At 60.8% G+C, this 26,607-nt stretch carries 19 protein-coding genes; 16 read left to right on the plus strand and 3 right to left on the minus strand.

The window, feature by feature from the left end; translation table 11 throughout:
- The first annotated feature begins 92 nt into the window (after positions 1–92).
- The 14 genes from rseP to pdxY all read left to right on the plus strand — a co-directional run bounded on the left by rseP (position 93) and on the right by pdxY (position 20,322).
- Complete coding sequence (gene rseP / locus AACW87_RS05250) at positions 93–1,445, plus strand: sigma E protease regulator RseP (RefSeq protein WP_241324390.1); 1,353 nt, start codon at positions 93–95, stop codon at positions 1,443–1,445.
- Between the two features lie 34 nt (positions 1,446–1,479).
- On the plus strand, positions 1,480–3,903 hold the full coding sequence (gene bamA / locus AACW87_RS05255; RefSeq protein WP_043554778.1) for an outer membrane protein assembly factor BamA: 2,424 nt from the start codon (positions 1,480–1,482) through the stop codon (positions 3,901–3,903).
- A gap of 148 nt (positions 3,904–4,051) precedes the next feature.
- Complete coding sequence (locus AACW87_RS05260; RefSeq protein ID WP_042867201.1) at positions 4,052–4,564, plus strand: OmpH family outer membrane protein; 513 nt, start codon at positions 4,052–4,054, stop codon at positions 4,562–4,564.
- Between the two features lie 3 nt (positions 4,565–4,567).
- Positions 4,568–5,587 carry a UDP-3-O-(3-hydroxymyristoyl)glucosamine N-acyltransferase gene (gene lpxD / locus AACW87_RS05265; RefSeq protein ID WP_098985209.1) on the plus strand — a complete coding sequence of 340 codons (1,020 nt, stop codon included), beginning with the start codon at positions 4,568–4,570 and terminating at the stop codon, positions 5,585–5,587.
- Between the two features lie 24 nt (positions 5,588–5,611).
- On the plus strand, positions 5,612–6,073 hold the full coding sequence (gene fabZ, locus AACW87_RS05270) for a 3-hydroxyacyl-ACP dehydratase FabZ (protein ID WP_042038166.1): 462 nt from the start codon (positions 5,612–5,614) through the stop codon (positions 6,071–6,073).
- Between the two features lie 5 nt (positions 6,074–6,078).
- Positions 6,079–6,870: an acyl-ACP--UDP-N-acetylglucosamine O-acyltransferase gene (lpxA, locus tag AACW87_RS05275; protein WP_241279211.1), complete on the plus strand. Its 792-nt coding sequence runs from the start codon at positions 6,079–6,081 to the stop codon at positions 6,868–6,870.
- Positions 6,863–8,002 carry a lipid-A-disaccharide synthase gene (lpxB, locus tag AACW87_RS05280; RefSeq protein WP_241279212.1) on the plus strand — a complete coding sequence of 380 codons (1,140 nt, stop codon included), beginning with the start codon at positions 6,863–6,865 and terminating at the stop codon, positions 8,000–8,002. Before lpxA ends, lpxB begins: the two co-directional genes overlap by 8 nt.
- 81 nt (positions 8,003–8,083) lie before the next feature.
- The gene (gene rnhB / locus AACW87_RS05285) at positions 8,084–8,674 is read left to right on the plus strand and encodes a ribonuclease HII (RefSeq protein WP_156994823.1); all 591 of its coding nucleotides are present in this window, start codon (positions 8,084–8,086) and stop codon (positions 8,672–8,674) included.
- A 62-nt stretch (positions 8,675–8,736) separates the two neighbouring features.
- A complete protein-coding gene (gene dnaE, locus AACW87_RS05290; RefSeq protein ID WP_241325006.1) occupies positions 8,737–12,216 on the plus strand; it encodes a DNA polymerase III subunit alpha in 3,480 nt (1,159 codons plus the stop codon).
- Positions 12,217–12,232: 16 nt separating this feature from the next.
- Complete coding sequence (gene accA, locus AACW87_RS05295; protein ID WP_042867203.1) at positions 12,233–13,183, plus strand: acetyl-CoA carboxylase carboxyl transferase subunit alpha; 951 nt, start codon at positions 12,233–12,235, stop codon at positions 13,181–13,183.
- Positions 13,184–13,544: 361 nt separating this feature from the next.
- Entirely contained in the window at positions 13,545–15,089 is a 1,545-nt protein-coding gene (gene cadC / locus AACW87_RS05300; RefSeq protein ID WP_241279214.1) for a lysine decarboxylation/transport transcriptional activator CadC, read from the plus strand.
- A 753-nt stretch (positions 15,090–15,842) separates the two neighbouring features.
- Positions 15,843–17,177: a cadaverine/lysine antiporter gene (cadB, locus tag AACW87_RS05305; protein ID WP_043554782.1), complete on the plus strand. Its 1,335-nt coding sequence runs from the start codon at positions 15,843–15,845 to the stop codon at positions 17,175–17,177.
- A gap of 76 nt (positions 17,178–17,253) precedes the next feature.
- Complete coding sequence (locus tag AACW87_RS05310; RefSeq protein WP_241324393.1) at positions 17,254–19,386, plus strand: lysine decarboxylase CadA; 2,133 nt, start codon at positions 17,254–17,256, stop codon at positions 19,384–19,386.
- A gap of 75 nt (positions 19,387–19,461) precedes the next feature.
- Positions 19,462–20,322 carry a pyridoxal kinase PdxY gene (pdxY, locus tag AACW87_RS05315; RefSeq protein WP_241324395.1) on the plus strand — a complete coding sequence of 287 codons (861 nt, stop codon included), beginning with the start codon at positions 19,462–19,464 and terminating at the stop codon, positions 20,320–20,322.
- Positions 20,323–20,335: 13 nt separating this feature from the next.
- Here the strand turns inward: pdxY and AACW87_RS05320 are convergent, their stop codons facing one another.
- Complete coding sequence (locus AACW87_RS05320; RefSeq protein ID WP_241279217.1) at positions 20,336–21,757, minus strand: MATE family efflux transporter; 1,422 nt, start codon at positions 21,755–21,757, stop codon at positions 20,336–20,338.
- A 106-nt stretch (positions 21,758–21,863) separates the two neighbouring features.
- Positions 21,864–22,772, minus strand: coding sequence for a LysR family transcriptional regulator (locus tag AACW87_RS05325; protein WP_241324397.1), 909 nt, complete (start codon positions 22,770–22,772; stop codon positions 21,864–21,866).
- Positions 22,773–23,276: 504 nt separating this feature from the next.
- On the opposite strand from AACW87_RS05325, the gene AACW87_RS05330 reads away from it, so the two are divergent.
- Together AACW87_RS05330 and yjeH are read left to right on the plus strand one after the other, a co-directional pair.
- A complete protein-coding gene (locus AACW87_RS05330) occupies positions 23,277–24,572 on the plus strand; it encodes an HAAAP family serine/threonine permease (RefSeq protein ID WP_043134499.1) in 1,296 nt (431 codons plus the stop codon).
- 137 nt (positions 24,573–24,709) lie between these two features.
- Positions 24,710–25,990, plus strand: a complete 1,281-nt coding sequence (gene yjeH / locus AACW87_RS05335) for an L-methionine/branched-chain amino acid transporter (RefSeq protein ID WP_241324399.1) — start codon at positions 24,710–24,712, stop codon at positions 25,988–25,990.
- Positions 25,991–26,051: 61 nt separating this feature from the next.
- Here the strand turns inward: yjeH and AACW87_RS05340 are convergent, their stop codons facing one another.
- On the minus strand, positions 26,052–26,588 hold the full coding sequence (locus AACW87_RS05340; RefSeq protein ID WP_241324401.1) for a GNAT family N-acetyltransferase: 537 nt from the start codon (positions 26,586–26,588) through the stop codon (positions 26,052–26,054).
- Between the last annotated feature and the right edge of the window lie 19 nt (positions 26,589–26,607).

Consider the following 26,607-nt stretch of genomic DNA (forward strand, 5'->3'; position numbering starts at 1 on the left):
CTGATGAGTGCTGTGCTGTGGAATGACAAACATGCCTTGATGACTGCCTCCTTCAGTTGTTCGAATGGGTATGATATCGAGGTGATCGGCTGATGGGCGGCGTGTTGTGGAACATAGGTGCCTTTATCGTCGCCCTCGGGCTGCTGGTTGCGGTGCATGAATTCGGCCACTTCTGGGTGGCCCGTCGCTGTGGCGTCAAGGTCGAGCGTTTCTCCATCGGTTTTGGCAAGGCCATCTGGCGCCGGGTCGGCAAGGATGGCACCGAGTATGTGCTGGCGCTGATCCCGCTCGGCGGCTACGTCAAGATGTTGGATGGCCGGGTCGATGAGCTCAAACCCGGTGATGAGCAGCATGCCTTCAACCACAAGAGTGTCTGGGCACGCATGGCCATAGTGGCGGCGGGCCCCATGGCGAACTTCGTGTTTGCCCTGTTTGCCCTCTGGCTGATGTTCATGATCGGCGTTCCTGCCGTCAAACCCGTGGTGGGGGAGGTGCGCCCCGCCTCCATAGTGGCGGCGGCCGGGATCGAATCCGGCATGGAGATCGTCGGTGTCGGCGACAAGGCGACCGGTGACTGGGAGAGCGTGACCTATGCCCTCATCAGCCACCTGGGCGATGATGCCGTGCAGCTCAAGCTGAAGCCAGCCAACACCAGCTATGCGGTGGACAAGACCCTGCAGCTTGCTGGCTGGCAGTTCGATCCGGACAAGGAGTCACCCATCGGCAGCCTGGGGATAGTGCCCCTTGGCGGCAAGGTGCTGCCCGTGGTCGAGGCCATAGTGCCCAAGAGTGCCAGCGAGAAGGCCGGCATCTTGGTCGGTGATCGCATCAAGCGGGTGGGCGAGCAGGAGGTCACCGAGTGGGCCCAGTTCGTGCTCCAGGTGCAGCAGTCTCCGGAGCAGCCACTGCAGCTGGTGGTGGAGCGGGCGGGCAGCGAACTGACCCTGACCCTGACCCCGGATGTGAAAAAAGTGCGGGGTCAGCTGGTCGGTTTTGTCGGCCTGTCACCGCAACTGGTTCCATTACCGGATGAGTATCGAATTCTGTTACAGTATGGGCCTTTGCAAGCCCTGTGGCAGGGAGCCCAGAAGACCTGGAGCCTGACCACACTGACCTTTGACATGATTGGCAAGCTGATTGGTGGCATCGTCTCGCTGGATAATCTGAGCGGCCCCATCTCCATTGCCAAGGGCGCAGGCAGCAGTGCCGATTACGGTCTGGTCTATTTCCTCGGCTTTCTGGCGCTGATCAGCGTCAACCTGGGGATCATCAACCTGTTTCCCCTGCCGGTGCTGGATGGTGGCCATCTGGTCTACTTCCTCATCGAGGCGGTCACCGGCAAGCCGGTATCAGAAAAAATTCAGGAAGTGGGTTTCAGGATCGGCGCCGCCATTCTGATGTTACTGATGGGCATTGCGCTGTTTAATGATTTCGCTCGCCTCTGAGGCCAGAGCATCAACAAGGACACATAAGAACAAAATGGCTGTTAAAAAAGCATTGGTGTTGAGTTGCCTGCTGGGTGCCAGTTTCCTGGCCCAGGCGGCCCCTGCCTCTTTTGTGGTGCAAGATATCCAGGTCGACGGTTTGCAGCGAGTGACGCTGGGTGCCGCCCTGTTGAACCTGCCGATCCGGGTTGGCGATACCGTCGATTCCGTGACCCTGGCCAACGCCATCAAGAAGCTCTACTCCTCCGGCAACTTCGAGGACGTGAAGGTTTACCGTGACGGTCAGGTGCTGCAAGTGGCGGTCAAGGAGCGGCCGACCATCTCCAGCATCGAGTTTTCAGGCAACAAGGATATCAAGGAAGAGCAGCTGACCCAGAGCCTGGAGTCCTCGGGCATCCGGGTGGGTGATCCCCTGGATCGCACCGTACTGAGCTCCCTCGAGAAGGGTCTGGAAGATTTCTACTACGGCGTGGGCAAATACTCCGCCAGGGTCAAGGCCATCGTCACCCCGCTGCCGCGCAACCGGGTCGACCTCAAGTTCACCTTCGTGGAAGGGGAAGCGGCCAAGATCCAGCAGATCAACATAGTCGGCAACAATGTCTTCCCGGAAGAGAAACTGCTGGCCCAGCTCTCCCTCAAGGACGATGTGCCCTGGTGGAACTTCACCGGTGATCAGCGTTACCAGAAGCAGAAACTGGCCGGTGACATCGAGACCCTGCGCTCCTACTACATGGATCGCGGCTACATCCGCTTCGCCCAGGAGTCGACCCAGGTCTCCATGACCCCGGACAAGAAGGGCGTTTACGTGACCCTGAACGTCAAGGAAGGGGATCAGTACAAGGTCTCCGGCGTTCAGCTCAAGGGCGACATGATAGATCGTGGCGGCGAGATGAAGGGCCTCATCCCCATCGAAGCCGGCAGCATCTACTCCGCCAGCCAGGTCACCCATACCGAAGAGGTGCTCTCCAAGTTCCTCGGCCGTTACGGCTACGCCTACCCGAAAGTGGTCACCTTCCCCCAGGTCAATGACAAGACCAAGGAAGTGGAGCTGATCGTCAACATAGAGCCGGGTCCCCGTGTCTATGTGCGCAACATCAACTTCAGCGGCAACGTCACCACCAAGGATGAAGTGCTGCGCCGCGAGATGCGTCAGATGGAAGGCACCTGGCTCTCCTCCGACAGCGTCGAGCAGTCCAAGACCCGTCTCAACCGCCTCGGCTACTTCGAAACCGCGGAAGTGGACACCAAACGGGTGCCGGGCAGCGATGACCAGGTCGATCTCGACTTCAAGGTCAAGGAGCAGCCAGCGGGCTCCATCAACGCCGGCGTGGGCTATGGTACCGAATCGGGCCTGAGCCTGCAGGCGGGCCTGCAGCAGGACAACTTCATGGGGACCGGCAAGAAGATCGGCATCTCCGCCAGCACCAACAAGTACTCCAAGAGCGTCGACCTCAGCTACAACGATCCCTACTTCACCGTGGATGGAGTCAGCCTGGGTGGTCGTCTCTACTACAACCAGTTCAGTGCGGCCGACGCCAACATAGTCGACTACGAGAACACCACAGTCGGCTTCCGCCTCTCCAGTGGTTTCCCGGTCAACGAGAACAACCGCCTCGACTTCAGCCTCGGCCTTGAGAACAACAAGCTGTCCCAGCCCAACCCCTATCTGCAGGTGGATGAGTTCTGGAAGGTGTACAGCAAGAACAAGGATGGCGACAACCGCATGGTGTTCAACACCGTCGACGTCACCGCCGGCTGGACCCGTTCCACCCTCAACAAGGGCATGTTCCCGACCGCGGGTGACCGCCAGCGTGTGAACGCCAAGGTGACAGTGCCGGGCATGGATCTGCAGTACTTCAAGCTGAACGCCGAAGATGCGCACTACTTCCCGTTCGATGCGGATCACAAATGGGTACTGATGGCCAAGGCCCGCGCCTCCTACGGCAACGGTTACGGCAGCAACGGCAACTATGACCACGTACTGCCGTTCTTCGAGAACTACTTCGCCGGTGGTTTCGATACCCTGCGCGGCTTCAAGAGCAATACCGTGGGTCCGAAGGCGCTCTACTACTACAACCTGAGCGGCAACGACGTCATCCAGGGCACCGACAGCTCGGTGGGCGGCAACGCCCTGGCGGTGGCATCCCTCGAGATGATAGTGCCGACGCCGTTCGCGTCAGAGACCTATCAGCCCCAGCTGCGTACCAGCTTCTTCATCGACGCCGGTTCCGTGTGGGATACCACCTTCGACTATGCCCAGTACCAGAACCGCTGTTTCAGTGGTTGCAACTATCTGAGCGACTATTCGGACCCGACCAACTACCGCGCCTCGGCCGGTCTGTCGCTGCAGTGGCTCTCCCCCATGGGACCCCTGGTGTTCGCGATTGCCCGTCCGCTCAAGCAGTACGAGGGCGATCGCACCGAGTTCTTCTCATTCAACATCGGCCGCACCTTCTAAGGACGGACGCACCCCCACCCAGGCGGTGGGGGTATTCAATGATGGGACGCGCAGCTTGCGTGCCTCACCAGGTAACAAGTCGGTCCGGGTACCACTTGCATAATCAGGTAAATCAGGTAGCCCTCACATGAGGGAACAAGGAGTAAGTGTGAATAAAGCGTTGAAAGTAGCTGGTTTGAGTTTTGCACTGATGGCTGCCGGCATGGGCTCCGCCTTGGCCGAGACCAAGATCGCCGTGGTCGACATGGGCGAAGTATTCCAAAAGCTGCCCCAGCGTGAAGCAGTCTCCAAGAAGCTGAAAGGTGAATTCGAGCCGCGCATGCGTGAGCTGCAGAAGCTGGAATCCGACGGTCAGGCGCTGGTCGAGAAGTTCAAGAAGGACGAAGCCTTCATGAGCGCCGAGCAGAAGAAGCAGAACCAGGAGAAACTGGCCAAGCTGCAGATGGAGTTCAACCAGAAGCGTCAGGCGTTCGAACAGGACAACGGTCGCCGTCAGTCCGAAGAGCGCGGCAAGATCCTGACCAAGGTACAGGCAGCCATCGATTCCATCGCCAAGAGCAATGGTTATGATCTGGTGCTGGAGCGCAATGCCGCCCCGTATGCCGCCAGCAAGCTGGACATCTCTGCCCAGGTTATTTCTCAGGTAAGCAAGAGCAACTAATTGATGGCATTCACTCTCGCACAGCTGGCCCAGCAACTAGGGGCCCAGGTCCATGGCGACGGAACCCTGGAAATCCGCAAGGTAGCGACACTGGAAAAGGCCGGGGAGGGGGATATCACCTTCCTGTCCAATAAAAAGTACCGGCATTATCTGGAGCAGAGCGAGGCCACGGCCGTGCTCATTACAGAAGCGGATTTGCCTTTTTGTCCCACCAATGCCCTGGTGATCAAAGACCCCTATGTGGGGTTCGCCCGGGTCGCCCAACTGCTGGACACCACGCCGCAACCGGCCACGGATATACATCCTAGCGCCGTCATCGCGGCCGACGTGCAACTGGGCGAGAGAGTGGCCATCGGGGCCAATGCGGTGATCGAATCCGGCGTCGTGCTGGGGGATGACGTGCGCATAGGTCCAGGCTGTTTTGTTGGCAAGAATACCCGACTGGGAGCACGCTCCCGGTTGTGGGCCAACGTCACCCTGTATCACAACATCACCATGGGCACCGACTGTCTGGTTCAAGCCGGCACAGTGATCGGCGCCGATGGGTTCGGTTATGCCAATGAGCGTGGCGAGTGGATCAAGATCCCCCAGCTCGGTGGCGTGACCATAGGCAACCGGGTCGAGATCGGAGCCTGCACCACCATAGACCGGGGTGCGCTGGAAGATACCCGCATCGCGGATAACGTCATCATCGACAACCAGTGCCAGATCGCCCACAACGTCGAGATCGGTTATGGCACCGCCGTGGCCGGTGCGACCGTGATGGCTGGTAGTCTCAAGGTCGGCAAATACTGTATCATTGGCGGCGCTTCCGTCTTTAACGGGCACATGGAGATCTGCGATCAGGCCACCATTACCGGCATGGCCATGGTGATGCGACCCATTACCGAGCCCGGTGTCTACTCTTCCGGCATCCCCCTGCAAACCAATAAAGAGTGGCGCAAGACCGCCGCCCGGGTGATGCGTATCGAAGAGATGCACAAGCGGTTGAGCAAGCTTGAGAAGAAGCTGGATCAAGAATAATCACGATTGGTATAGGGTACTGTTTTGACTACTGAAAAGAAGAGCCTGGGTATCCAGGAAATCATGGATCTGCTGCCCCACCGTTATCCCTTCCTGATGGTGGACAAGGTGGAAAGCTACGAGATCAGCGACGAGCGCAAGACCCTGCGCGCCATCAAGAACGTCTCGTTCAACGAGCCGATCTTCCAGGGGCACTTCCCGGCCAAGCCGGTGTTCCCTGGCGTACTGATCCTGGAAGCCATGGCGCAGGCCACCGGTATCCTGGCGTTCACCATGGTGGGCAAGCCGTCCCCCAACGAACTCTATTACTTTGCCTCAATCGATAACGCTCGTTTCAAGCGTCCGGTCGGCCCCGGCGATCAGCTGGTGCTCGACGTGGTGTTCCTGAAAGAGCGCCGCGGTATCGCCAAGTTCACCGGTGTCGCCACCGTCGATGGTGAAGTGGTCTGTACCGCCGAGCTGATGTGCGCCAAACGCGAGGTTTAATACACGTGATCGACCAGACTGCCATCATTCACGATACCGCCATCGTCCATGAGTCTGCCGTGATCGGTAAAGGGGCTGAAATCGGCCCCTTTTCTGTCATCGGCGCCGAGGTTGAAATCGGCGAAAACACTTGGATAGGCTCCCATGTGGTGATCAAGGGCCCGACCAAGATAGGTCGTGGCAACAAGATCTTCCAGCACACCTCCATAGGTGAGGATTGCCAGGACAAGAAGTACGCCGGCGAGCGCACCTTCCTCGAGATCGGCGACAACAACGTCTTTCGCGAGAACTGCACAGTGCACCGCGGCACCATCCAGGATCAGTCCCTGACCAGGGTGGGCAGTGGTAACCTCTTCATGGTCAACGTGCACGTGGCCCATGACTGCATCATCGGTGACAACTGCATCTTCGCCAACAACGCGACCCTGGCGGGCCACGTGGTGATCGGCGATTTCGTGATCTTTGGCGGTCTCTCCGCGATCCACCAGTTTGGTCGGGTTGGCTCCCACGCCTTCGTCGGTGGCTGCGCCGCCCTGAACAAGGATGTGCCGCCCTACGTGATGGCGGCCGGCAACTATGCCAAGCCGTTCGGGGTCAACTCCGAAGGCCTGCGTCGTCGCGGCTATAGCCCTGAGGCCATCTCGGCCGTCAAGCGTGCCTACAAGGAGATCTTCCGCTCCGGCAAGACCATCGAAGAGGTATTGCCCGTGCTGATCGAGATGGCGGCCAGCGAACCGGCCGTTCAGCTCTACGTGGATTTCCTCAAGGACAACGAGCGCGGGATCATCCGTGCCTGATCCCGTTCGCATCGGTATCGTCGCCGGAGAGACCTCCGGCGACATCCTGGCCGCCGGGCTGGTGCGTGAACTGCAGCGCCGCTATCCGGACGCGCAGTTTGAAGGGATCGCCGGGCCGCGGATGCAGGCCCTTGGCGTCAAGGCCCTGTTCGAGATGGAAGAGCTTTCCGTCATGGGGATCACAGAGGTGCTTGGCCGTCTGCCCCGCATCCTCAAGGTCCGCCGCGAACTGCTGCGCCATTTTATCGCCAATCCGCCCGACATCTTCGTCGGGGTGGATGCACCGGATTTCAATATCGGGGTGGAGCTGAAGCTGCGCCGTGCCGGTATCAAGACGGTTCACTACGTCAGCCCCTCGGTCTGGGCCTGGCGTCAGAACCGCATTCACAAGATCAAGGCCGCCACCGACATGGTGCTCGCCTTCCTGCCGTTCGAGAAAGCCTTCTACGACCGTTTTGACGCCCCCTGCCGCTTTGTCGGCCACACCATGGCAGACGATATTCCGCTGGTGCCGGATCAGGCCGCGGTGCGCCAGGCGCTGGGCATTGACCCGGGCCGGCGCTGGCTGGCGGTGCTGCCGGGCAGTCGCAGCGCCGAGGTGGGCTTCATGTCACCGGTGTTTCTGGAGGCCTGCAAACGGCTGACCGTGCGTTACCCGGATCTCGGCTTCATAGTGCCGCTGGTCAACGATAAACGGCGCGAGCAGTTCATGGCCATCAAGGCCGAGCTGGCGCCGGATCTCGACATGGTGCTGCTGGAGGGGCAGGGGCGCGAGGCTATGATAGCCGCCGATGCCGTGCTGCTCGCCTCCGGTACCGCCGCGCTGGAAGCCATGCTGGTGAAAAAGCCCATGGTGGTGGGTTACAAGCTCAAACCATTCAGTTACTGGCTGGCCCAGCGGCTGGTGAAGACCGCCTATGTGTCCCTGCCCAACCTGCTGGCCGACCAGATGCTGGTGCCCGAGCTTATCCAGCACGAGTGCACCCCGGACAATCTGGTGGAAGAGGTCAGCAAGCTGCTGGAACACGACAACCGCGAGCTCATCGCCACCTTCACCCGGCTGCACCAGCGCATTCGCTGCAACGCCGATGTGCAGGCCGCCGATGCGGTGGCCGACCTGCTCGGCAGATAATATTTCCGGGCGGCCGATTGGGCTGTGCTAATCGACCCCATGTCAGGCCCTGCGGGGCCTGTTTTGATTCAAGGCTGCAAGATGATGATCGATATTCCCGAAGACAGGCTGGTTGCCGGTGTGGACGAGGTGGGGCGTGGCCCTCTGGTGGGTGACGTGGTCACCGCCGCCGTGATCCTGGATCCCGCCAACCCCATTGTCGGGCTGGCAGACTCCAAGAAGCTCTCCGAGAAGAAACGGCTGGCGCTGTTTGACGAGATCAAGGCCAAGGCGCTGGCCTGGGCCATCGGCCGCGCCACGCCTGAGGAGATAGACGAGCTCAACATACTGCACGCCACCATGCTGGCGATGCAGCGCGCCGTGGCGGGCTTGTCCATCACCCCAGATCTGGTCTTTATCGACGGCAACCGCTGCCCAAGCTTGCCGATGGAGGCGCGCGCCGTGGTCAAGGGGGATAGCCTGGTGGCCGCCATCAGCGCCGCCTCGATTCTGGCCAAGGTGACCCGCGACGCCGAGATGACCGAGCTGGACAGCCGTCATCCCGAGTATGGTTTCGCCCGTCACAAGGGCTATCCGACCCCTGAGCACCTTGCCATCCTGGCCGAGCGCGGCCCCTTGCCCGAGTATCGGCAGAGTTTCAAACCGGTGCGCCGTGCACTGGGGATCGAGTAAACCATGCAGAGCTGCCGGCATCACGACATGCACGCCACTCTGTGCAACGAGAGGGTATGACGATGGCTGAACCCCGTTTTATCCACCTGCGGATCCACTCCGACTTCTCCATGGTCGATGGCCTGCAGAAGATTGCCCCCATAGTCGGGGCGGCAGCGGCCAACAACATGCCGGCGCTGGCGCTGACCGACCAGATGAACATGTGCGGCCTAGTGCGCTTCTATGGCGCCGCCCACGGCAAGGGCATCAAGCCCATCGTCGGGGCCGACTTCTGGGTGCAGAGCGAGGAGCTCGGCGACGAGCAGTTCCGCCTCACTCTGCTGGCCATGGACAACGATGGCTACCAGAACATCACACTGCTCATCTCCCGCGGCTATCAGCGCGGGCACGTGCAGGGGCGCCCGGTCATCGACCGGGCCTGGCTCGCCGATCACGCCAAGGGCGTGATAGTGCTTTCGGGCGGGCGCGAGGGGGATGTGGGCAAGTTCCTGCTCAAGGGCAACCGGCAGATGACGGAGTCGTGCCTCGCCTTCTACCGGACCCACTTCCCCGACGCCTACTATCTGGATCTGCTGCGCACCGGCCGACCCGACGAAGAGGTCTACCTGCACATGGCGGTGGCCATCGCCACCGAGTTCGAGCTGCCGGTTGTGGCAACCAACGAGGTGGTGTTCCTCAACGCCGAAGACTTCGACGCCCACGAGATCCGGGTTGCCATCCACGATGGCTACACCCTGATGGACAAGCGTCGCCCGCGCCGTTACAGCCCGCAGCAGTACCTGCGCAGCCAGGAGGAGATGGCCGAGCTGTTCGCCGACATCCCGGAGGCGCTGGAGAACACGGTGGAGATCGCCAAGCGCTGCAACGTGACTGTGCGCCTGGGTGAATACTTCCTGCCGAACTTCCCGACCGGCGACATGACCACCGAAGACTTCCTGGTAATGAAGTCCAAGGAGGGTCTGGAGGACAGGCTCGCCTTCCTGTTCCCTGATCCCGAGGTTCGCGTCGCCAAGCGCGGCGAGTACGACGAGCGCCTCGACATAGAGCTCAAGGTGATCAACCAGATGGGCTTCCCGGGTTACTTCCTCATAGTGATGGAGTTTATCCAGTGGTCCAAGGACAACGGCATTCCCGTCGGACCGGGCCGGGGCTCGGGTGCAGGCTCGCTGGTGGCCTATGCGCTCAAGATCACCGATCTCGATCCGCTGGAATTTGACCTGCTGTTCGAACGCTTCCTCAACCCCGAGCGGGTCTCCATGCCCGACTTCGACGTCGACTTCTGCATGGACAGACGGGACGAGGTGATAGAGCACGTCTCCGAGATGTATGGCCGGGATGCGGTGTCGCAGATCATCACCTTCGGCAGCATGGCGGCCAAGGCGGTGGTGCGGGACGTGGGCCGGGTGCTGGGCCACGCCTATGGTTTTGTCGATCGCATCTCCAAGCTGATACCGCCGGATCCAGGCATGACGCTCGCCAAGGCGTTCGAGGCCGAGCCCAAGCTGCCCGAGCTCTACGAGCAGGACGAGGAGGTCAAGGACCTCATCGACATGGCGCGCCGGCTGGAAGGGGTGGTGCGCAACGCCGGCAAGCACGCCGGTGGCGTGGTGATAGCGCCCACCAAGATCACCGACTTTGCGCCGCTCTATTGCGATGACTCCGGCAATCACCCTGTCACCCAGTTCGACAAGAACGACGTTGAATACGCCGGCCTGGTGAAGTTCGACTTCCTGGGGCTGCGTACCCTGACCATCATCGACTGGGCGCTCGGCATGATAAACCCGCGCCTGGCCAAGGAGGGCAAGCCGCCGGTCGACATCGCCGCCATCCCCATCCACGACAAGAAGTCGTTCGATCTGCTGCAGCGGTTCGAGACCACGGCGGTATTCCAGCTCGAATCCCGCGGCATGAAGGACCTCATCAAACGGCTGCAGCCTGACTGTTTCGAGGACATGATAGCCCTGGTGGCGCTGTTCCGGCCGGGCCCGCTCCAGTCGGGCATGGTGGACAACTTCATCGAGCGCAAGCACGGCAAGGAGGCCATCTCCTACCCGGACGAGAAGTGGCAGCACGAGAGCCTCAAGCCAATCCTTGAGCCTACCTACGGCATCATCCTCTATCAGGAGCAGGTGATGCAGATAGCCCAGGTGCTGGCGGGCTATACGCTCGGTGGGGCGGACATGCTGCGCCGGGCCATGGGCAAGAAGAACCCGGCCGAGATGGCCAAGCAGCGCTCCGGCTTCGAGGAAGGCGCCGTCAAGAACGGCGTCGACGGCGAGCTGGCGGTGAAGATCTTCGATCTGGTGGAGAAGTTTGCGGGCTACGGCTTCAACAAATCCCACTCCGCCGCCTATGCGCTGGTCTCCTACCAGACGCTCTGGCTCAAGACCCACTTCCCGGCCGAGTTCATGGCGGCGGTCATGACTGCCGACATGGACAACACCGACAAGATAGTGACCCTGGTGGACGAGTGCCAGCGCATGGGGCTCACCGTCATACCGCCGGATGTGAATACCGGTCGTTACCGCTTCAGCGTCAACGAAGACGGCCACATCGTCTACGGTATCGGGGCCGTGAAGGGGGTGGGGGAAGGCCCCATCGACGCCATTCTCAGCGCCCGGGATCAGGACGGACCCTTCCGCGATCTGTTCGACTTCTGCAATCGGGTCGACATCAAGAAGATCAACAAGCGGGTGATGGAAAAGCTCGTTCTCTCCGGCGCCATGGACAGGCTCGGCCCGCACCGCGCCGCCCTGATGGCGACGCTGGAGGAGGCGATGCGCGCCGCCGAGCAGCATGCCAAGGCGCAGGCGGTGGGCCAGGTCGACATGTTTGGTGTCTTGACCCAGGAGATTGACGACGTCAAGAAGGCGTTCGCCAACGTACCGCACTGGCCTGACAAGATCTGGCTGGAAGGGGAGCGGGAGACGCTCGGTCTTTACCTGACCGGTCACCCCATCAACCAGTACAGCGGCGAATTGCGTCGCTACACCTCGGGTCGCCTGTGCGATCTGCACCCCACCTCCCGCGATACCGTGACCACGGCGGCGGGGCTGGTGATCGCGGCCCGCAGCATGGTGACCAAGCGCGGCAACAAGATGGGGATCTTCACCCTGGACGACAGATCCGGCCGTCTCGACGTGACCCTGTTCAGTGAGGCGCTGGAAAAATATGAAGAATTGATGCAAAAAGACCGTATTTTGGTGGTTTCTGGACAGGTCAGCTTTGATGACTTCTCCGGTGGCCTTAAAATGTCGGCCCGTGAATTACTGGATATCAACGATGCGAGGGAGCGTTTTGCCAGGGCAATCCGCATCTCCCTCGATGAACAGCGGATTGATGATCGCTTTTTCCCGCGTTTGTGCGAGATTTTGGAACCCGCCCGTGCCGGAGTCTGTCCGGTTCAGGTAAACTATCGTCGCCCCGGCTCCCGGGTGCGATTGACGCTCGGTACCGAGTGGCGGGTGACGCCCACCGATCAACTGATAGATGACTTGCGAGTCCTGCTTGGACGAGAGCGGGTTGAATTGGTTTTTGATTAGAGGATCTATAGGCCCTATGAGTCTTTTTCTGGATTTTGAACAGCCAATTGCCGAGTTGCAGGCGCAGATTGATGAACTCCGTCATGTGAGTGAGCACAACAGTGCTGTCGATCTCAATGAAGACATTCGCCGGCTGGAGAAGAAAAACGAAGAGCTGACCAAGAAGATCTTCGGCGATCTGGGGGCCTGGCAGGTATCCCAGATGGCGCGTCATCCTCAGCGTCCTTACACCCTCGATTATATCGAGCACATCTTCACCGACTTCGACGAGCTGGCTGGCGATCGCGCCTATGCGGATGACAAGGCCATCGTCGGCGGCATCGCCCGTCTCGACGGCGAACCCGTGATGGTGATTGGTCAGCAGAAGGGTCGCGAGACCAAGGAGAAGATCAAGCGCAACTTCGGCATGCCGCGTCCGGAAGGATACCGCAAGGCCCTGCGCCTGATGGAGATGGCCGAGCGCTTCAAGATGCCGATCATCACCTTCATCGACACCCCGGGCGCCTATCCCGGCGTGGGTGCCGAGGAGCGTGGCCAGTCCGAAGCCATCGCCCGCAACCTGAAGGTCATGGCCGGTCTGACCGTGCCCGTGGTCTGTACCGTGATTGGTGAGGGCGGCTCGGGCGGCGCCCTGGCCATAGGCGTGGGGGATCGCGTCAACATGCTGCAATACTCCACCTACTCCGTCATCTCGCCGGAAGGTTGCGCCTCCATCCTGTGGAAGAGCGCCGACAAGGCACCGGTCGCCGCCGATGCCATGGGCATCACGGCCCAGCGCCTGAAGGAGCTGAAACTCATCGACAGCATAGTCGAGGAGCCCCTCGGCGGTGCCCACCGCAATGTGGAGCTGATGGCCAAGCGCCTGAAGGATCGCATCCAGCAGGATCTGAACGCCTTGCGTCCGCTCGAGACCGATCAGCTGCTGGAGCAGCGTTACCAGCGCCTGATGGGCTACGGCTACTGCTAAGCACCGGCTTCATTCCGACATGCCAGAAGGCCCCCGCACTGCGGGGGCCTTCTTTTTTGGGTCCGGGATAAATACTCTTCATATGGATACCAGTTGGCACGATGTTTGCCGAAAACCCCCGTGTCGGATCAACTGAGCGGCGGTTAGTGGCCAAAAAAAGTGGGATCCCGCTCCCGTTTTGCTTAAAGTGACCGCTTCCGATCGGCCCGATTGGAATACCCGCAAGGATGCCCTTCAGACGTAAACAGGATTGACCCTCAGGCATGTTCACTGTTTCGGCGACACTGTTTTCCCGGTTCCGCCTGCCTCTGGTCTTGCGTCACTCTCATCGTGCATCGTCTTCATCTGCAGCGAGTGAATCATGAGCGAATCGGTTTTTGAGATCCATGACTGGACCCTGAGCGTTGACGACAACATGCTGTGTCGCCCCGATCGCGAGGTCTACCTCGAGCCCAGGCTGGTCAATCTGTTGCGGTTTCTGGCGAGCAATGCCGGCACAGTGTTTGCTCGCGACTCCCTGATCAACGAGGTGTGGGACGGGGCCGAGGTCACCGATCAGGTGGTCACCCAGTCCATCTTCGAGCTGCGCAAGATCCTCAAAGATGGCCGCTTTGATGCGACCGACTACATCATCACAGTGCCCAAGCGTGGCTACAAGCTGGTGGCGCCGGTACGGCCATTGCAACCTTTGCAGGTGGTTTCCGTGGTGATGGCAGATGCCAGGTCAGCTCCGACGGCCAACTCGACCCTCTCCGACCTGAGCCCGCCTGCCGATGACGAGGATGAGGAAGCGATCAGTGGGGTGGCCCCCTTCCCGGCCGGTCCCCTGACCCGCGCCATCTCGACCCGGGCCCAGGACGGCCGCAGCCGCTGGAAGATGATCAGTTTCGACATCTTCGTGGCCGTCATCCTGGTCACCATCGTCAGCCTGCTCAGCTACCAGCACACCAGTCCCCAGGTGCACTCCATGCTGGATCCAAACCTGCTGGTGTTTCGCTTTCACTCCGGCATGGAGGGTGACAACGAGAACGTGCGCCTGGCCGACGGCATCACCCGTGCCCTGATGGGGGAGGTGGCGGCCGCCACGCCGCTGCGGGTGCAGTACGGCGCCAATACCCTGATGGGGGGCATATTGCCCGGCAAGGAGCTGAGCGTACGGGTCTCCCGTCAGCCCGGCGGCACCTATCTGGATCTGGAATACCGCAACATCAACACCAACCGGGTGCTGTTCAGCCACCAGTATCAGCTCAGTCGCCACAACGTCCATGCCGTGCTGCAGGCGAGCAGCCAGGATCTGCTGCGCGCCCTCGATCAGCCGGACGCCTTGCCCGGCATGGGCTGGCCCACCGACGATGCCGCCCTGATGGCCATGATGGAGGCGCACTACTACACCAACAGCCAGGATACGGTGGCGCTCAAGCGCGGCATCGATCTGCTCGACAAGTCCCTCGCAAGCCAACCGGATCAGCCGCTGCTGCTGGCCGAGCGCTATCTGGCGGGGGAGGCGCTGGCAACCCTGGCCGGTCAGTCCGAGAGTGAACGACTGCAGGGGATTGGTACCCATCTGGCCAGTCTGGTGCAGGACGGCGGCCTGCTGCCGGCACGGGTATGGGAGGCGCTGACCCTGCAGGCGATACTGGACGGCCAGCAGCAGCAGGCGAATCGCCTGCTGGCGCAGGCAGCCAGCCGGGGCCGCTCAGTGCTCTATCACATACTGCTCGGCAAGCTGGCTGAGCTGGATGGCCGCCCCGAGGCGGCGGGAGATGCCTACAGTCAGGCCTTCCTGATGGAGGCGACCGAGCAGACCTATCTGCTCTGCCAGCGACTCGGTTTCTACAGCAACATGGAAACCCTGACTCCCGCCCTGTTCAACGCACTGGGCCAGAGCAAGGTGAAGCTGTTCTGAGGCGTGGCAACATGCCGCTTTGCTGACCGCAGAGGTTGCGCTCAGCCAGACAGGCTGCCTTGGGGCAGCCTGTTGCTTATATGCCGCCTGATGTGCGGCAGCCCGGCAATGACCAGCCTTGGATGACCTGGCTGCCAGCCGCTCTCTTTATTCCTGTCCCTATTCCTATCCCTGCCACTGGCTCCGGGCCATGGCATCTTTGTCTACCCCTCAGGGGTCTGCCGTTACCCCTGTGCAGATGGCCGATCCAGGGCCTGCTCCCTTCTTCATTATTCCGCTCGCGGTTGTGTCGTCCTGATGCTTGCCCTCCCTTCGGATTACCCAGTCAAGGGCGGCCATTGCCGGGAGGCGTCCGCTTATCCCTTGAGCCGCGTGGCGGGTGGGAGGATGGCGAGGTTTCAACCAGCGGCCTGGCCGAGGTTTCAGGGCAAAGGGGGTTGAATGGGGCACCTCGTGGCCGCAAGGGCATCATGAAAAATATCAAGGTGTATCGACTGAGGCCTGACGGACCTCTCAAGCGGGGGCTGGGATATCAAGGATTTATCAAGACGGCTTGGCGCCTTGCGTCCAACATTATGTTTTTAATTAGTTTTTATTGATTTATGTCGTGGGGCGAAAAAAGTTCACTCATGTTTTTATCCCTTAGCGGGTCTTTATGTTTTCCGGGGCACAGAGGCCTAGTCTGTGGCCATTCGTTGGCGGGACGCTCCGCCAAGCGTGTGTTTGATGCCTTAATATCGACCCGGAGATTTTATGTCCCTAGATACGAGCAAGAAGATTGGCCTCATCGCCTGTACAGGTGTGGTGGCCGGCAACATGATGGGGAGCGGCATAGCGCTGCTGCCCTCGGCCCTGGCCACTATCGGCTCCATCTCTGTATTCAGCTGGGCCATCTGTCTGGTTGGCGCCATGGGCCTTGCCTTCGTGTTTGCCCGCCTCGCCACCAAAAATCCGCAAGAGGGTGGCCCCATCGCTTACGCCGGCGAGATCTCTCCTGTGTTCGGCTTCCAGACCGGTGTGCTCTATTACCACGCCAACTGGATTGGCAACCTGGCCATCGCCATTACCGGCGTCTCCTACCTGTCGGTCTTCTTCCCCATCCTCAACAACCCTATCCCGGCGGCCCTGGCTACCATAGCGGCGGTCTGGATCTTCACCTTCGTCAACCTGCTTGGCGGCAGCTGGGTGAGCCGCCTCTGTACCCTGGGCCTGGTGCTGATCCTGCTGCCTGTGGTCGGTACCGCCGTGATGGGCTGGGGACATTTTGATACCAGCGTCTACAGCCAGAACTGGAACACCACCAGCGGCAGCGACCTGCATGCTGTCATCAGCGCCGTGCTGATCTGCCTCTGGTCCTTCGTGGGTGTTGAATCCGCCGCCGTCTCTTCCGGCATGGTGAAGAACCCGAAACGTACCGTACCGCTCGCCACCATGCTAGGTACCGGTATTGCCGGCGTCATCTACATACTTTCCACCCAGGTGATCAGCGGCATGTTCCCGGCCGGTGAAGTGGCAGCCTCCGGCGCCCCCTTTGCCATGGCCTCTTCCGCCATCTTCGGCAACTGGTCTGCGCCGTTCGTCTCCGCCTTCACCGCTCTGGCCTGCTTCACTTCGCTGGGCTCCTGGATGATGCTGGTGGGCGAGGCGGGCAAGCGCGCAGCCCACGATGGCAACTTCCCGAAGATCTACGGTGAGCTGGACAAAAACGGCGTCGCCAAGAAGGGGTTGATCCTCGGCTCCCTCAAGATGACTGCGCTGATGATCGGCCTGACTGCCTTCACCTCCCAGTCCGCTCACGCCGCCGATCTGTTCAACGTGCTGACTACCGATGCTGTGCTGCTGACCATGCTGCCTTACTTCTACTCCAGCATTAACCTCATCCGTTTCGAGGGCATGACCTCCCGCAGCATAGGCACCATGATCTTCTCCGGCGTCGCCTGCGTCTTCTGTCTGGTGGCCCTGATGGGCGCCCAGGGCTCCAACCTCACTGCCACCTTCGTGGTGTCGCTCATCATCCTGATGTTCTACGCCAAAAAACAGGGCCTGCGTCAACACGACGCCCTGCTCAAAGAGCAAGCAAGCCACTGATTTCGTTTCCCTTTTCCGAGCGCTCTTCACTCACCATCCCTGATGGAGAGCGCCCCTCTACGTGTGGAGTATCACGATGAATATCATTGCCATCCTCAACCACCTGGGCGTGTTCTTCAAAGAAGAACCCATTCGCCAGCTGCAAGCCTCCCTCGAGCGTAAAGGCTTTCAGGTTGTATACCCGGTCGACGTGGCCGACCTGCTGAAGCTGATTGAGAAGAACCCCCGTGTCTGCGGCGCCATCTTCGACTGGGACAAATATTCCCTCGGCCTGTGCAAGGAGATCCACGATCGCAACGAGAAGCTGCCGATCTTCGCCTTCGCCAACGACCAGTCCACCCTGGACATTCACCTGACCGACCTGCGTCTGAACGTGCACTTCTTCGAGTACCGTCTCGGCATGGCCGACGACATCGCCCTCAAGATGGGTCAGGCCACTCAGGAGTATCAGGACGCCATACTGCCACCCTTCACCAAGGCGCTGTTCAAGTACGTGGAAGAGGGTAAATACACCTTCTGTACCCCGGGTCACATGGGCGGTACCGCCTTCCAGATGAGCCCGGCCGGCAGCATCTTCTATGACTTCTACGGCCCCAACGCCTTCAAGGCGGACGTCTCCATCTCAATGCCGGAGCTGGGCTCCCTGCTGGATCACTCGGGTCCGCACAAGGAAGCCGAGGAGTATATCGCCCGTACCTTCAACGCCGATCGCTCCTATATCGTCACCAACGGCACCTCCACCGCCAACAAGATAGTCGGCATGTATTCCGCGCCGGCCGGCAGCACAGTGCTGGTGGATCGCAACTGTCACAAGTCCCTGACTCACCTGATGATGATGAGTGACGTGACCCCGCTCTATTTCCGTCCGACCCGCAACGCCTACGGCATTCTGGGGGGTATACCGCAGAGCGAGTTCAGCCGCGAAACCATAGCCGCCAAGGTCGCCGCCACCCCGGGCGCCCAGGCGCCGCGCTACGCCGTGATCACCAACTCCACCTATGATGGCCTGCTCTACAACACCGGCTTCATCAAGGAGGCGCTGGATACCCCTTACATCCACTTCGACAGCGCCTGGGTGCCCTACACCAACTTCAGCCCCATCTACGAAGGCAAGTGCGGCATGAGCGGCGACGCCATGCCGGGCAAGGTGTTCTACGAAACCCAGTCCACCCACAAGCTGCTGGCGGCCTTCTCCCAGGCCTCGATGATCCACATCAAGGGTGACGTGGAGGAAGAGACCTTCAACGAAGCCTTCATGATGCACACTTCCACCTCGCCGCAGTACGGCATAGTGGCGTCCACCGAGATCTCCGCCGCCATGATGCGGGGCAACACCGGCAAGCGGCTGATCAAGGACTCCATCGATCGCGCCGTCTCCTTCCGCAAAGAGATCAAGCGTCTGCGTGATCAGAGCGAAGGCTGGTTCTTCGACGTATGGCAGCCGGACAACATAGACACAGTCGAGTGCTGGAAGCTGGATCCGAAAGATGACTGGCACGGTTTTAACGGCATCGACGATGACCACATGTACCTCGACCCCATCAAGGTCACCCTGCTGACCCCGGGCATGGGTCGTGATGGCAAGCTGCTGGACAACGGCATTCCTGCCTCCCTGGTCTCCAAGTTCCTGGACGAGCGCGGCATAGTGGTGGAGAAGACAGGCCCCTACAACATGCTGTTCCTGTTCTCCATCGGCATCGATCAGTCCAAGGCGATGCAGCTGCTGCGCGCCCTGACCGAGTTCAAGCGCGGCTATGACCTGAACCTGACCATCAAGAGCATATTGCCGAGCCTCTACCGTGAAGACCCGAGCTTCTACGAAGGGATGCGCATCCAGGAGCTGGCCCAGAGCATCCACGATCTGACCTGCAAATACCGTCTGCCGGAGCTGATGTTCAAGGCGTTCGACGTGCTGCCTGAGATGAAGATGACGCCGCATGCCGCTTGGCAGCAGGAGCTGGCCGGCAATCTGGAAGAGGTGCCGTTGCGTGACATGGTGAACCGCATCAGCGCCAACATGATCTTGCCCTACCCGCCGGGAGTACCGCTGGTACTGCCGGGCGAGATGGTGACCAGCGATTCGCTGCCGGTGCTCGAGTTCCTCGAGATGCTGTGCGAGATCGGGGCTCACTACCCGGGCTTCGAGACCGATATCCACGGCCTCTATCGTCAGGCCGATGGCAGCTACACCGTCAAGGTGCTGCGTTAATCGAGAGTGACAACAACGGGCCGAGAGGCCCGTTTTTCCCTGTGTTTTTTATCCATTTTTGCGTGAGTCGCCATCATGAAGCGAATTCTCTCCATTCAATCCCACGTGGTGTTCGGCTGCGCCGGCAACGGTGCAGCCGTGTTTCCCATGCGCCGCATGGGGATGGAGGTGTGGCCCGTCAATACGGTGCAGTTCTCCAACCACACCCAGTACAGCGAAGGTTGGCAGGGGATGGTGATGCCCGGCGGCCATATCCGCCAGCTGATGACGGGGCTTGCCGACATAGGCGTGCTGGGGCAGTGCGATGCGCTCTTGAGCGGCTATCTCGGCTCGGCCGAACAGGGGGAGGAGATACTGGCGGCGGTGGCCCATCTCAAGGCGCTCAATCCAAACGCCCTCTATTTCTGTGATCCCGTGATGGGTCACCCCGACAAGGGTTGCATAGTGGCACCCGGTGTCAGCGAATTCTTTAAAACCCGGGCCTTGCCCCAGGCCGACATGCTGGCCCCCAATCTGCTGGAGCTGGAACAGCTGACCGGCTGTGAGATAAGCAATGTGCCCGAGGTGCTGGCGGCTTGTCAGCAGTTGCGCGAGCAGGGGATCAAGCTGGTGATGGTCAAGCATCTGGGGCGGGCCGGGTTAAGCCTGGACAGGTTCGAGATGGTGCTGGTATGCGATGCGGGCGCGTTTCACATCTCGCGCCCGCTCTATGCATTTCATCGCCAGCCCATAGGGGTGGGGGATCTGCTCAGTGCCACCATGCTGGCCAATCTGCTGGCGGGACATGATCCCGTGCTGGCGTTTGAGCGCACCAACGCCAGCGTGGATGCGGTGCTGGCCCAGACCTGGCTGGCGGGCGCCTATGAGCTGCAATTGGTGGCAGCCCAGCAGGCGATGGCAGAACCCGGGGTGCGCACCCGCGCCACCCGGCTTTGAGTCTGCGTAATGGCTAGCCGGCGCGGCGGGCCAGCTGGACTCCCTGACGGGCGCCGATCGGTTTGGCGTGGTGCGGACGCTGGGGTGTGCACGCCAGCTTGAGGCGACGCCACTCCCGCCACAGCAGCCAGCACAGCGGCAGGGTCAGCAGCAAGACTGTGGTGGGCTGGGCCATCAGCACACCCTCGCGGCCCCACCAGAGCGGCAGCAGGAAGATGAGCGGCAGCAGCAGCAGTGTCTTGGCCGCCGAGATGATCAGCGCCTGCTTGGTGCGGGCCATGGATTGCAGCAACACTATGCCGAACATGATGATCCCCTCCAGCGGAATGGCGCCGAGGTTGAGGGTCAGGCTGCTGACGGCCGCGGCAAGCAGCTCGGCATCCTGATTGCCGATGTAGAGCATGGCCACCTGGCGTGGCAGCAGCTGGATCAGCAGCCAGACCGCCATGCCATAGATGAGCGTGATCTTGAGCCCCATCTCCATCAGGAATTTCAGATCCCGATGGCGTTTGGCCCCCGTCGCCTGGCTGATGAGCGGCTGGATGCCGAAGGCCAGACCCTGCAGGATCACGATGAACACGGCCTCGGTGTAACCGGCCACTGTGAAGCCGGCCAGATCCTTGATGGCACCATACGCCATCAGCTGGCTGTTGTGCAGCAGCAGCAGCAGCCCCAGGTTGAACTGGGCGATCAGGCTCGGCAGACCGGTGAACAGCAGGTTGGGCATGGCCGGAAAACTGGGTACCATGTGGCGCCATGAGAGGCGCAGTTTGGCATGACTGGTAAAGAAGTAACCCAGGCCAAGCAGGCTGACGATCCCCTCGGTGATGAGCGTCGCCTGGGCCGAGCCCACCAGCCCCAGTCCGAGCCGGCCGACCATGAGGTAGTTGAGTACTATGTTGAGGATGGCGCCACTGCTGACCAGGATCATGGCCAGCCTTGGCTTGCCATCGTTGCGCAGCAGGTAGGGCACCGCCAGGTTGCAGGCCAGCAGCAGGGTGCCGCCGCCAATCCAGGTGAGGTAGTCACTGGCCTGCTTCCAGGTCTCTGTGCCTTGCTCAATCCCCAATGCCAGCAGTATGTCGATGTGCCAGTAGTAAAGCAGCAAGGGCGCCAGGGCCCCGAGCAGCCCGAGCAGCCAGAACGCATTGACCAGCGCCTGTCGGGCCAGCCGGATATTCTTTGCCCCCTGATGCAGGGAGATGGCGGTGGCCGCCCCCATGCTGATCATGGCGGCGAGCCCGATCAACACCATGATGACGGGATAGACCAGGTTGATGCCGGCGAGGCCGGCGGCGCCCACGTAGTGGCCGACGAAGATGCCATCGACTAGGTAGTAGGCACCGGAGACCAGCATGGCCATGATGGAGGGGAGGGCATAGCCCCAGAAACGGCGAGTCATCGCCCGTTGGCGCAACATGAAGTAAGCAGACATATCTGTTCTCTTGGGGAGTTCGATTATCGAGCAGACAGTCTAGATTAATATCTTTTTGTTGATAATCCGGTTTTTATTTGATGAATTGCTGAGTCACGCTCAGTAATCATCGGGTTTGATAGTGTGCCTTGAGCATGTCTATCAGGGCGCGCAGGCCGCTGCCCAGCTGATGCCGGCTGGGATAAAAGAGTGAAAATCCGACGAAGGTGGGGCACCACTGCTCCAGCACGCTCACCAGGTTTCCCTGTGCCAGCTGCTTGCTCACCTCTTCCTCCAGGCAATACGCCAATCCCAGCCCCGCCTCTGCCGCCCCCAGATAGAGCGCCGGCGTGCTGGTGGTGAGGGGCCCGGTCACCTCTATCTCCAACATGGAACCTTCCTCTCCGGCAAACGCCCAGCGGTAGTGGTGGGAAGGGGTCAACCGGTAACCTATGCAGGCATGGCGCGACAATTCGCGAGGGTGTTGCGGGGTGCCGTGCCTGGCCAGATAGGCGGGGGCCGCCACCACCAGATAGCGCTGGGGCGGCCCGAGCGGCACACCTATCATCTCCTTGGGCAGCAGATCGCCATAAAAGAGGGCTGCGTCATAGCCATCCTCGATGAGGCGCGGCATCAGCTCCTGCTCCACCACCTCCACCTGCATGCGCGGGTAGCGCACCATGTAGTCGATCAACACCGGGGCCAGCAGCTCGTCGATGGCGCCCCGTGGCGCACTGATCTTCAGCCGCCCCACCGGCTCGTCGCTGTGATGCGCCAGTTCGTCGAGGGCGCTCTGCAGGTGGTTCAGGGTGGGCAGCAACTGTTCGAGCAGGCGCTGGCCCGCATCGGTCGGCACCACGGCGCGGGTGCTGCGATTGAGCAATCTGACACCCAGGCGGGTCTCCAACCCTTTCAGGCTGTGGCTCAGGGCGGAAGCCGATACCCCGAGCTCGAGGGCGGCCTTGCTGAAACTCTGGTGACGGGCGACGGCGGCAAATACTGCCAGTTCGGCGAGGTCGGTACGGGTGATGGCCATATTAATTCAACGGGGAAATGTTGATGAACAGGGTACGACAGGGCACTGCGGTGCACAACTTGAGCAACAAACAGGCAAATGTAAGCAGTTTGTTGTACCCCAAAGGATATAGATACGGGTGAAACTACCTGGAATTGTTAATGGTTGTTCACAAAATTGGGCTGGCAACGTGATCTCTGACGCCAGAAAGGCGATTCCAGTCAAACTTTGGTTGATTAATTCAAAAAAACACTGTGCTCGGTAAGGGGATTTAATTAGAGTCAGCTCATCAGAACAAAGGTGCGTTAATGAGTTGTAACGGTTGACGTGCTTGCGGCCCTCGGGCTGATGACCCACAGACCTGTTTGTTGCAGTTTGGTTGCTACATGGAGTGGCGAGCAAGTTGCCGAGTCGGTGGGATGAGAATAACAGGGATGGACTGCAGGAGTTCCAGGGAGATGGAACAGGGCATTGCGCCCGGTTGACTAGATTTTTTCTATTTTCCTTGATGACAGGAACACCCCTATGTCTGACATGAACATTGCAGTTGAAGGCAGCTTAGCCAGTAACGCGTCTTCCCGTGGCATCAACAAGGCCGACCTGGTCTGGATGCTGGGCCTGTACGGTACCGCCATCGGTGCCGGCGTCCTCTTCCTGCCGATCAACGCCGGTGTAGGTGGACTGTGGCCGCTGCTGGCCATGGCCATCCTGGCCCTGCCGTTGACCTTCTTCGCACACCGCGGCCTGACCCGCTTCGTGCTGTCCGGCTCCACTCGCGACGGTGACATCACCGAAGTCGTGGAAGAGCACTTCGGCAAGACCGCAGGCAAGTTCATCACCCTGCTCTACTTCTTTGCCATCTACCCGATCCTGCTGATGTACTCGGTTGCCATCACCAACACGGTCGAGAGCCTGATGGTTCACCAGCTGGGCATGACTGCACCTCCCCGTGCCATCCTGTCGCTGGCGCTGATCCTGGGTCTGATGGCGATCGTTCGCCTCGGCGGCCAGTTCATCGTCAAGGCGATGAGCGTGCTGGTGTTCCCGTTCGTGCTGACCCTGATGGGCCTGGCGCTCTACCTGATCCCGCATTGGAACGGTGCCATCATCACAGAAGCGCCGGCACTGTCTGACGCCTTCAACGGTGACTTCATCAAGACCCTGTGGCTGGCCATTCCGGTAATGGTGTTCTCCTTCAACCACTCCCCGATCATCTCCTCCTTCGCGGTGGACAACAAGGGTCGTTACGGTGAAGGCGCCGAGAAGAAGTGCGGCAACATACTGCTGGGTGCCCACGTCATGATGGTCATGACCGTCATGTTCTTCGTGTTCAGCTGCGTACTGAGCCTCTCCCCGGCTGACCTGGCTGCCGCCAAAGAACAGAACATCACCATTCTGTCCTACCTGGCCAACCACTTCGACAACGCCTTCATCGCCACTGCGGCTCCGCTGATCGCCATGGTCGCCATCAGCAAGTCCTTCCTGGGTCACTACCTGGGTGCACAAGAAGGCATGAACGGTCTGATGGCCAAGGCGCTGCGTGAAAAAGGCAAGAAGGTTGATGCCAAGCAGCTGAACAAGGTGACCGCGGTCTTCATGATCCTGACCACCTGGGCCATCGCCACCATCAACCCGAGCATCCTCGGCATGATCGAAGACCTGGGCGGCCCCATCATCGCCATGCTGCTGTTCCTGATGCCGATGTACGCCATCACCAAGGTACCTGCCATGCGCAAATACGCTGGCAACATCAGCAACGGCTTCGTGACCCTGATTGGCCTGATCGCCATGTCCGGCATCATCTACAAGCTGATTGCCTGATAACTCCGGTTAGTCTGTTGAAAGAAGAGCCGCCTCGAAAGAGGCGGCTTTTTTTGTTTGAGCAACGGATAGCCCTTAACAAGCAAGGGACTGCGGCCTAACATGGCGGGGTGTTTTTCCAGTCAGGACAAAAGGATATGTCTGCGTTGAAAAAAGAGCTGGGGCTCTGGCAGGGAATGGGGCTGCTCGCCACCTCACTGCTGGGTACCGGGATCTTCGTGGTGCCGGCGACCGCGGCGTCGCTGGCGGGGGGAGCCTCGCTCTGGGCCTGGGTGTTGCTAATCGTGCTGGTGCTGCCCATCGCCTTCACCTTCGCCAGGCTGGGGCGCCGTTATCCCCATGCGGGCGGGGCACCGCACCTCATCGGGCTCGCCTTTGGCAACGGCGCCGAGCGTTTCTCCGCCTTCCTGTTCCTGGCTGTGCTGCCGGTGGGCTTGCCTGCGGCCCTCACTATCGCCGCCGGCTTCTGGCACGCGCTGTTCGATCTGGGGGAGTGGACCCTGTGGGCCATCCAGCTGCTGACCCTGCTCGGGGTGTTTCTGCTCGGGCTGCGGGGGGCGCGCTCCTCCGGCAACCTGCAGTTGCTGATTGCCCTGGCCATATTGGGGTTGACCCTGCTCATCTGGTTCAAGGGGGATCTCAGCTGGCGCGACGCGGCCCAGCCACTGCCGACGGCGGCTGAGTGGCCCGCCATGGGCACGGCGCTGGCGGTGATGTTCTGGTGCTTCGTGGGGCTGGAAGCCTTCGCCCACATGGGGGAAGAGTTCAAGCGGCCACAGCGGGACTATCCGCTGGCCCTGCTCGGTGGCGTGCTGCTGGCGGGGCTGATTTACTGGGTCCACTCGCTGGTGGTGCTCAAATATGGTCTCTATGGCGACGAGGCGACCAATGCCACCGCCATCCCGGCCCTGCTCTCCCTGCTGTTCGGCCCCACCGCCAAGTGGCTGGTGGCCATTTTGGGCTACCTCTCCTGCTTTGCCAGCATCAACATCTACCTGCAGGGATTTGCCCGGCTTATCTGGAGCATGGCGCGGGAGGGCAAACTGCCCGTTTCCCTCTCTCGCCTCTCGGCCCGGGGAGCACCGCTCAATGCCCTGTGCTGGGTGCTCGTCATCTGCCTCGTCTCCATCACCTTGATCCTCTGGCTGCGACTGCCGCTCGATGAGCTGATCCGCTACGCCAACGGCAACTTCGTGCTGGTCTATCTGCTCTGCATGGCGGCGGGCTGGCGCCTGCTCGGTGGCATGGGCAAGGGGCTGGCGGCCTTGAGCGTGCTGCTCTGCCTCGTCGTGCTGGTGGCGCTCGCCTCCCAGGTGCTCTATGCGGCGCTGCTCAGTCTGGGGTATGGCTGCTTCTCGTTGTGGCGGCGCAGACGTCGCCGCACTCTGGCCACCGACAACATCTGCGCCATCAAGTAACCGACCCGATAAAAAGCCCCGCAGTGCGGGGCTTTTTGCTGGCTACCAGATGCGGTTGTGCTCACGCGTCTGGCAGGTCGCTGCGCAGCAGGGCGTAGTGCCGCAGGGAGATAAATTGCTCCCCCTTCCACTCGCATTCCCGAGCCGTCCCCTCGTAGCGAAAGCCGGCCCGCTTGAGCAGGCGGGCGGAGGGGAGGTTTGGCTCCTCCACCACCGCCAGCAGGCGGTGCAAATCGGTAGTGTGATAGACGAGGGCCAGAAACTGCCGCAATGCCGCCTGCATGATCCCCTGGCCCCAGTACTCGGGATAGAGCCAGTAGCCGAGCTCGGCCCGTTTGTGCTGCGGGTCGGCATCGTTGTAGCCGATGGCCCCCAGAGGGGCACCGCTTCGCTGGCAGCGGATCAGGAACCAGGCCCCGCTCTGGCACTGCGCTATCTCGGCGTACCAGCGCATCTGGGCCTGGCACGCCTCCATGGTGTCATAGCTGATGCCGTAGCAGGCGATGACCTTGGGGTCCGACAGACCGCGATAGATGTGGGGCAAGTCGGCATCCGTGACGGGGTCGAGCCTGATCCCGGGTTGTTGTGGTAAAGGCATAATGTGCTCCTTGCGGCCA

Source organism: Aeromonas sp. MR7 (assembly GCF_963899385.1).
GTDB lineage: Bacteria > Pseudomonadota > Gammaproteobacteria > Enterobacterales > Aeromonadaceae > Aeromonas > Aeromonas bestiarum.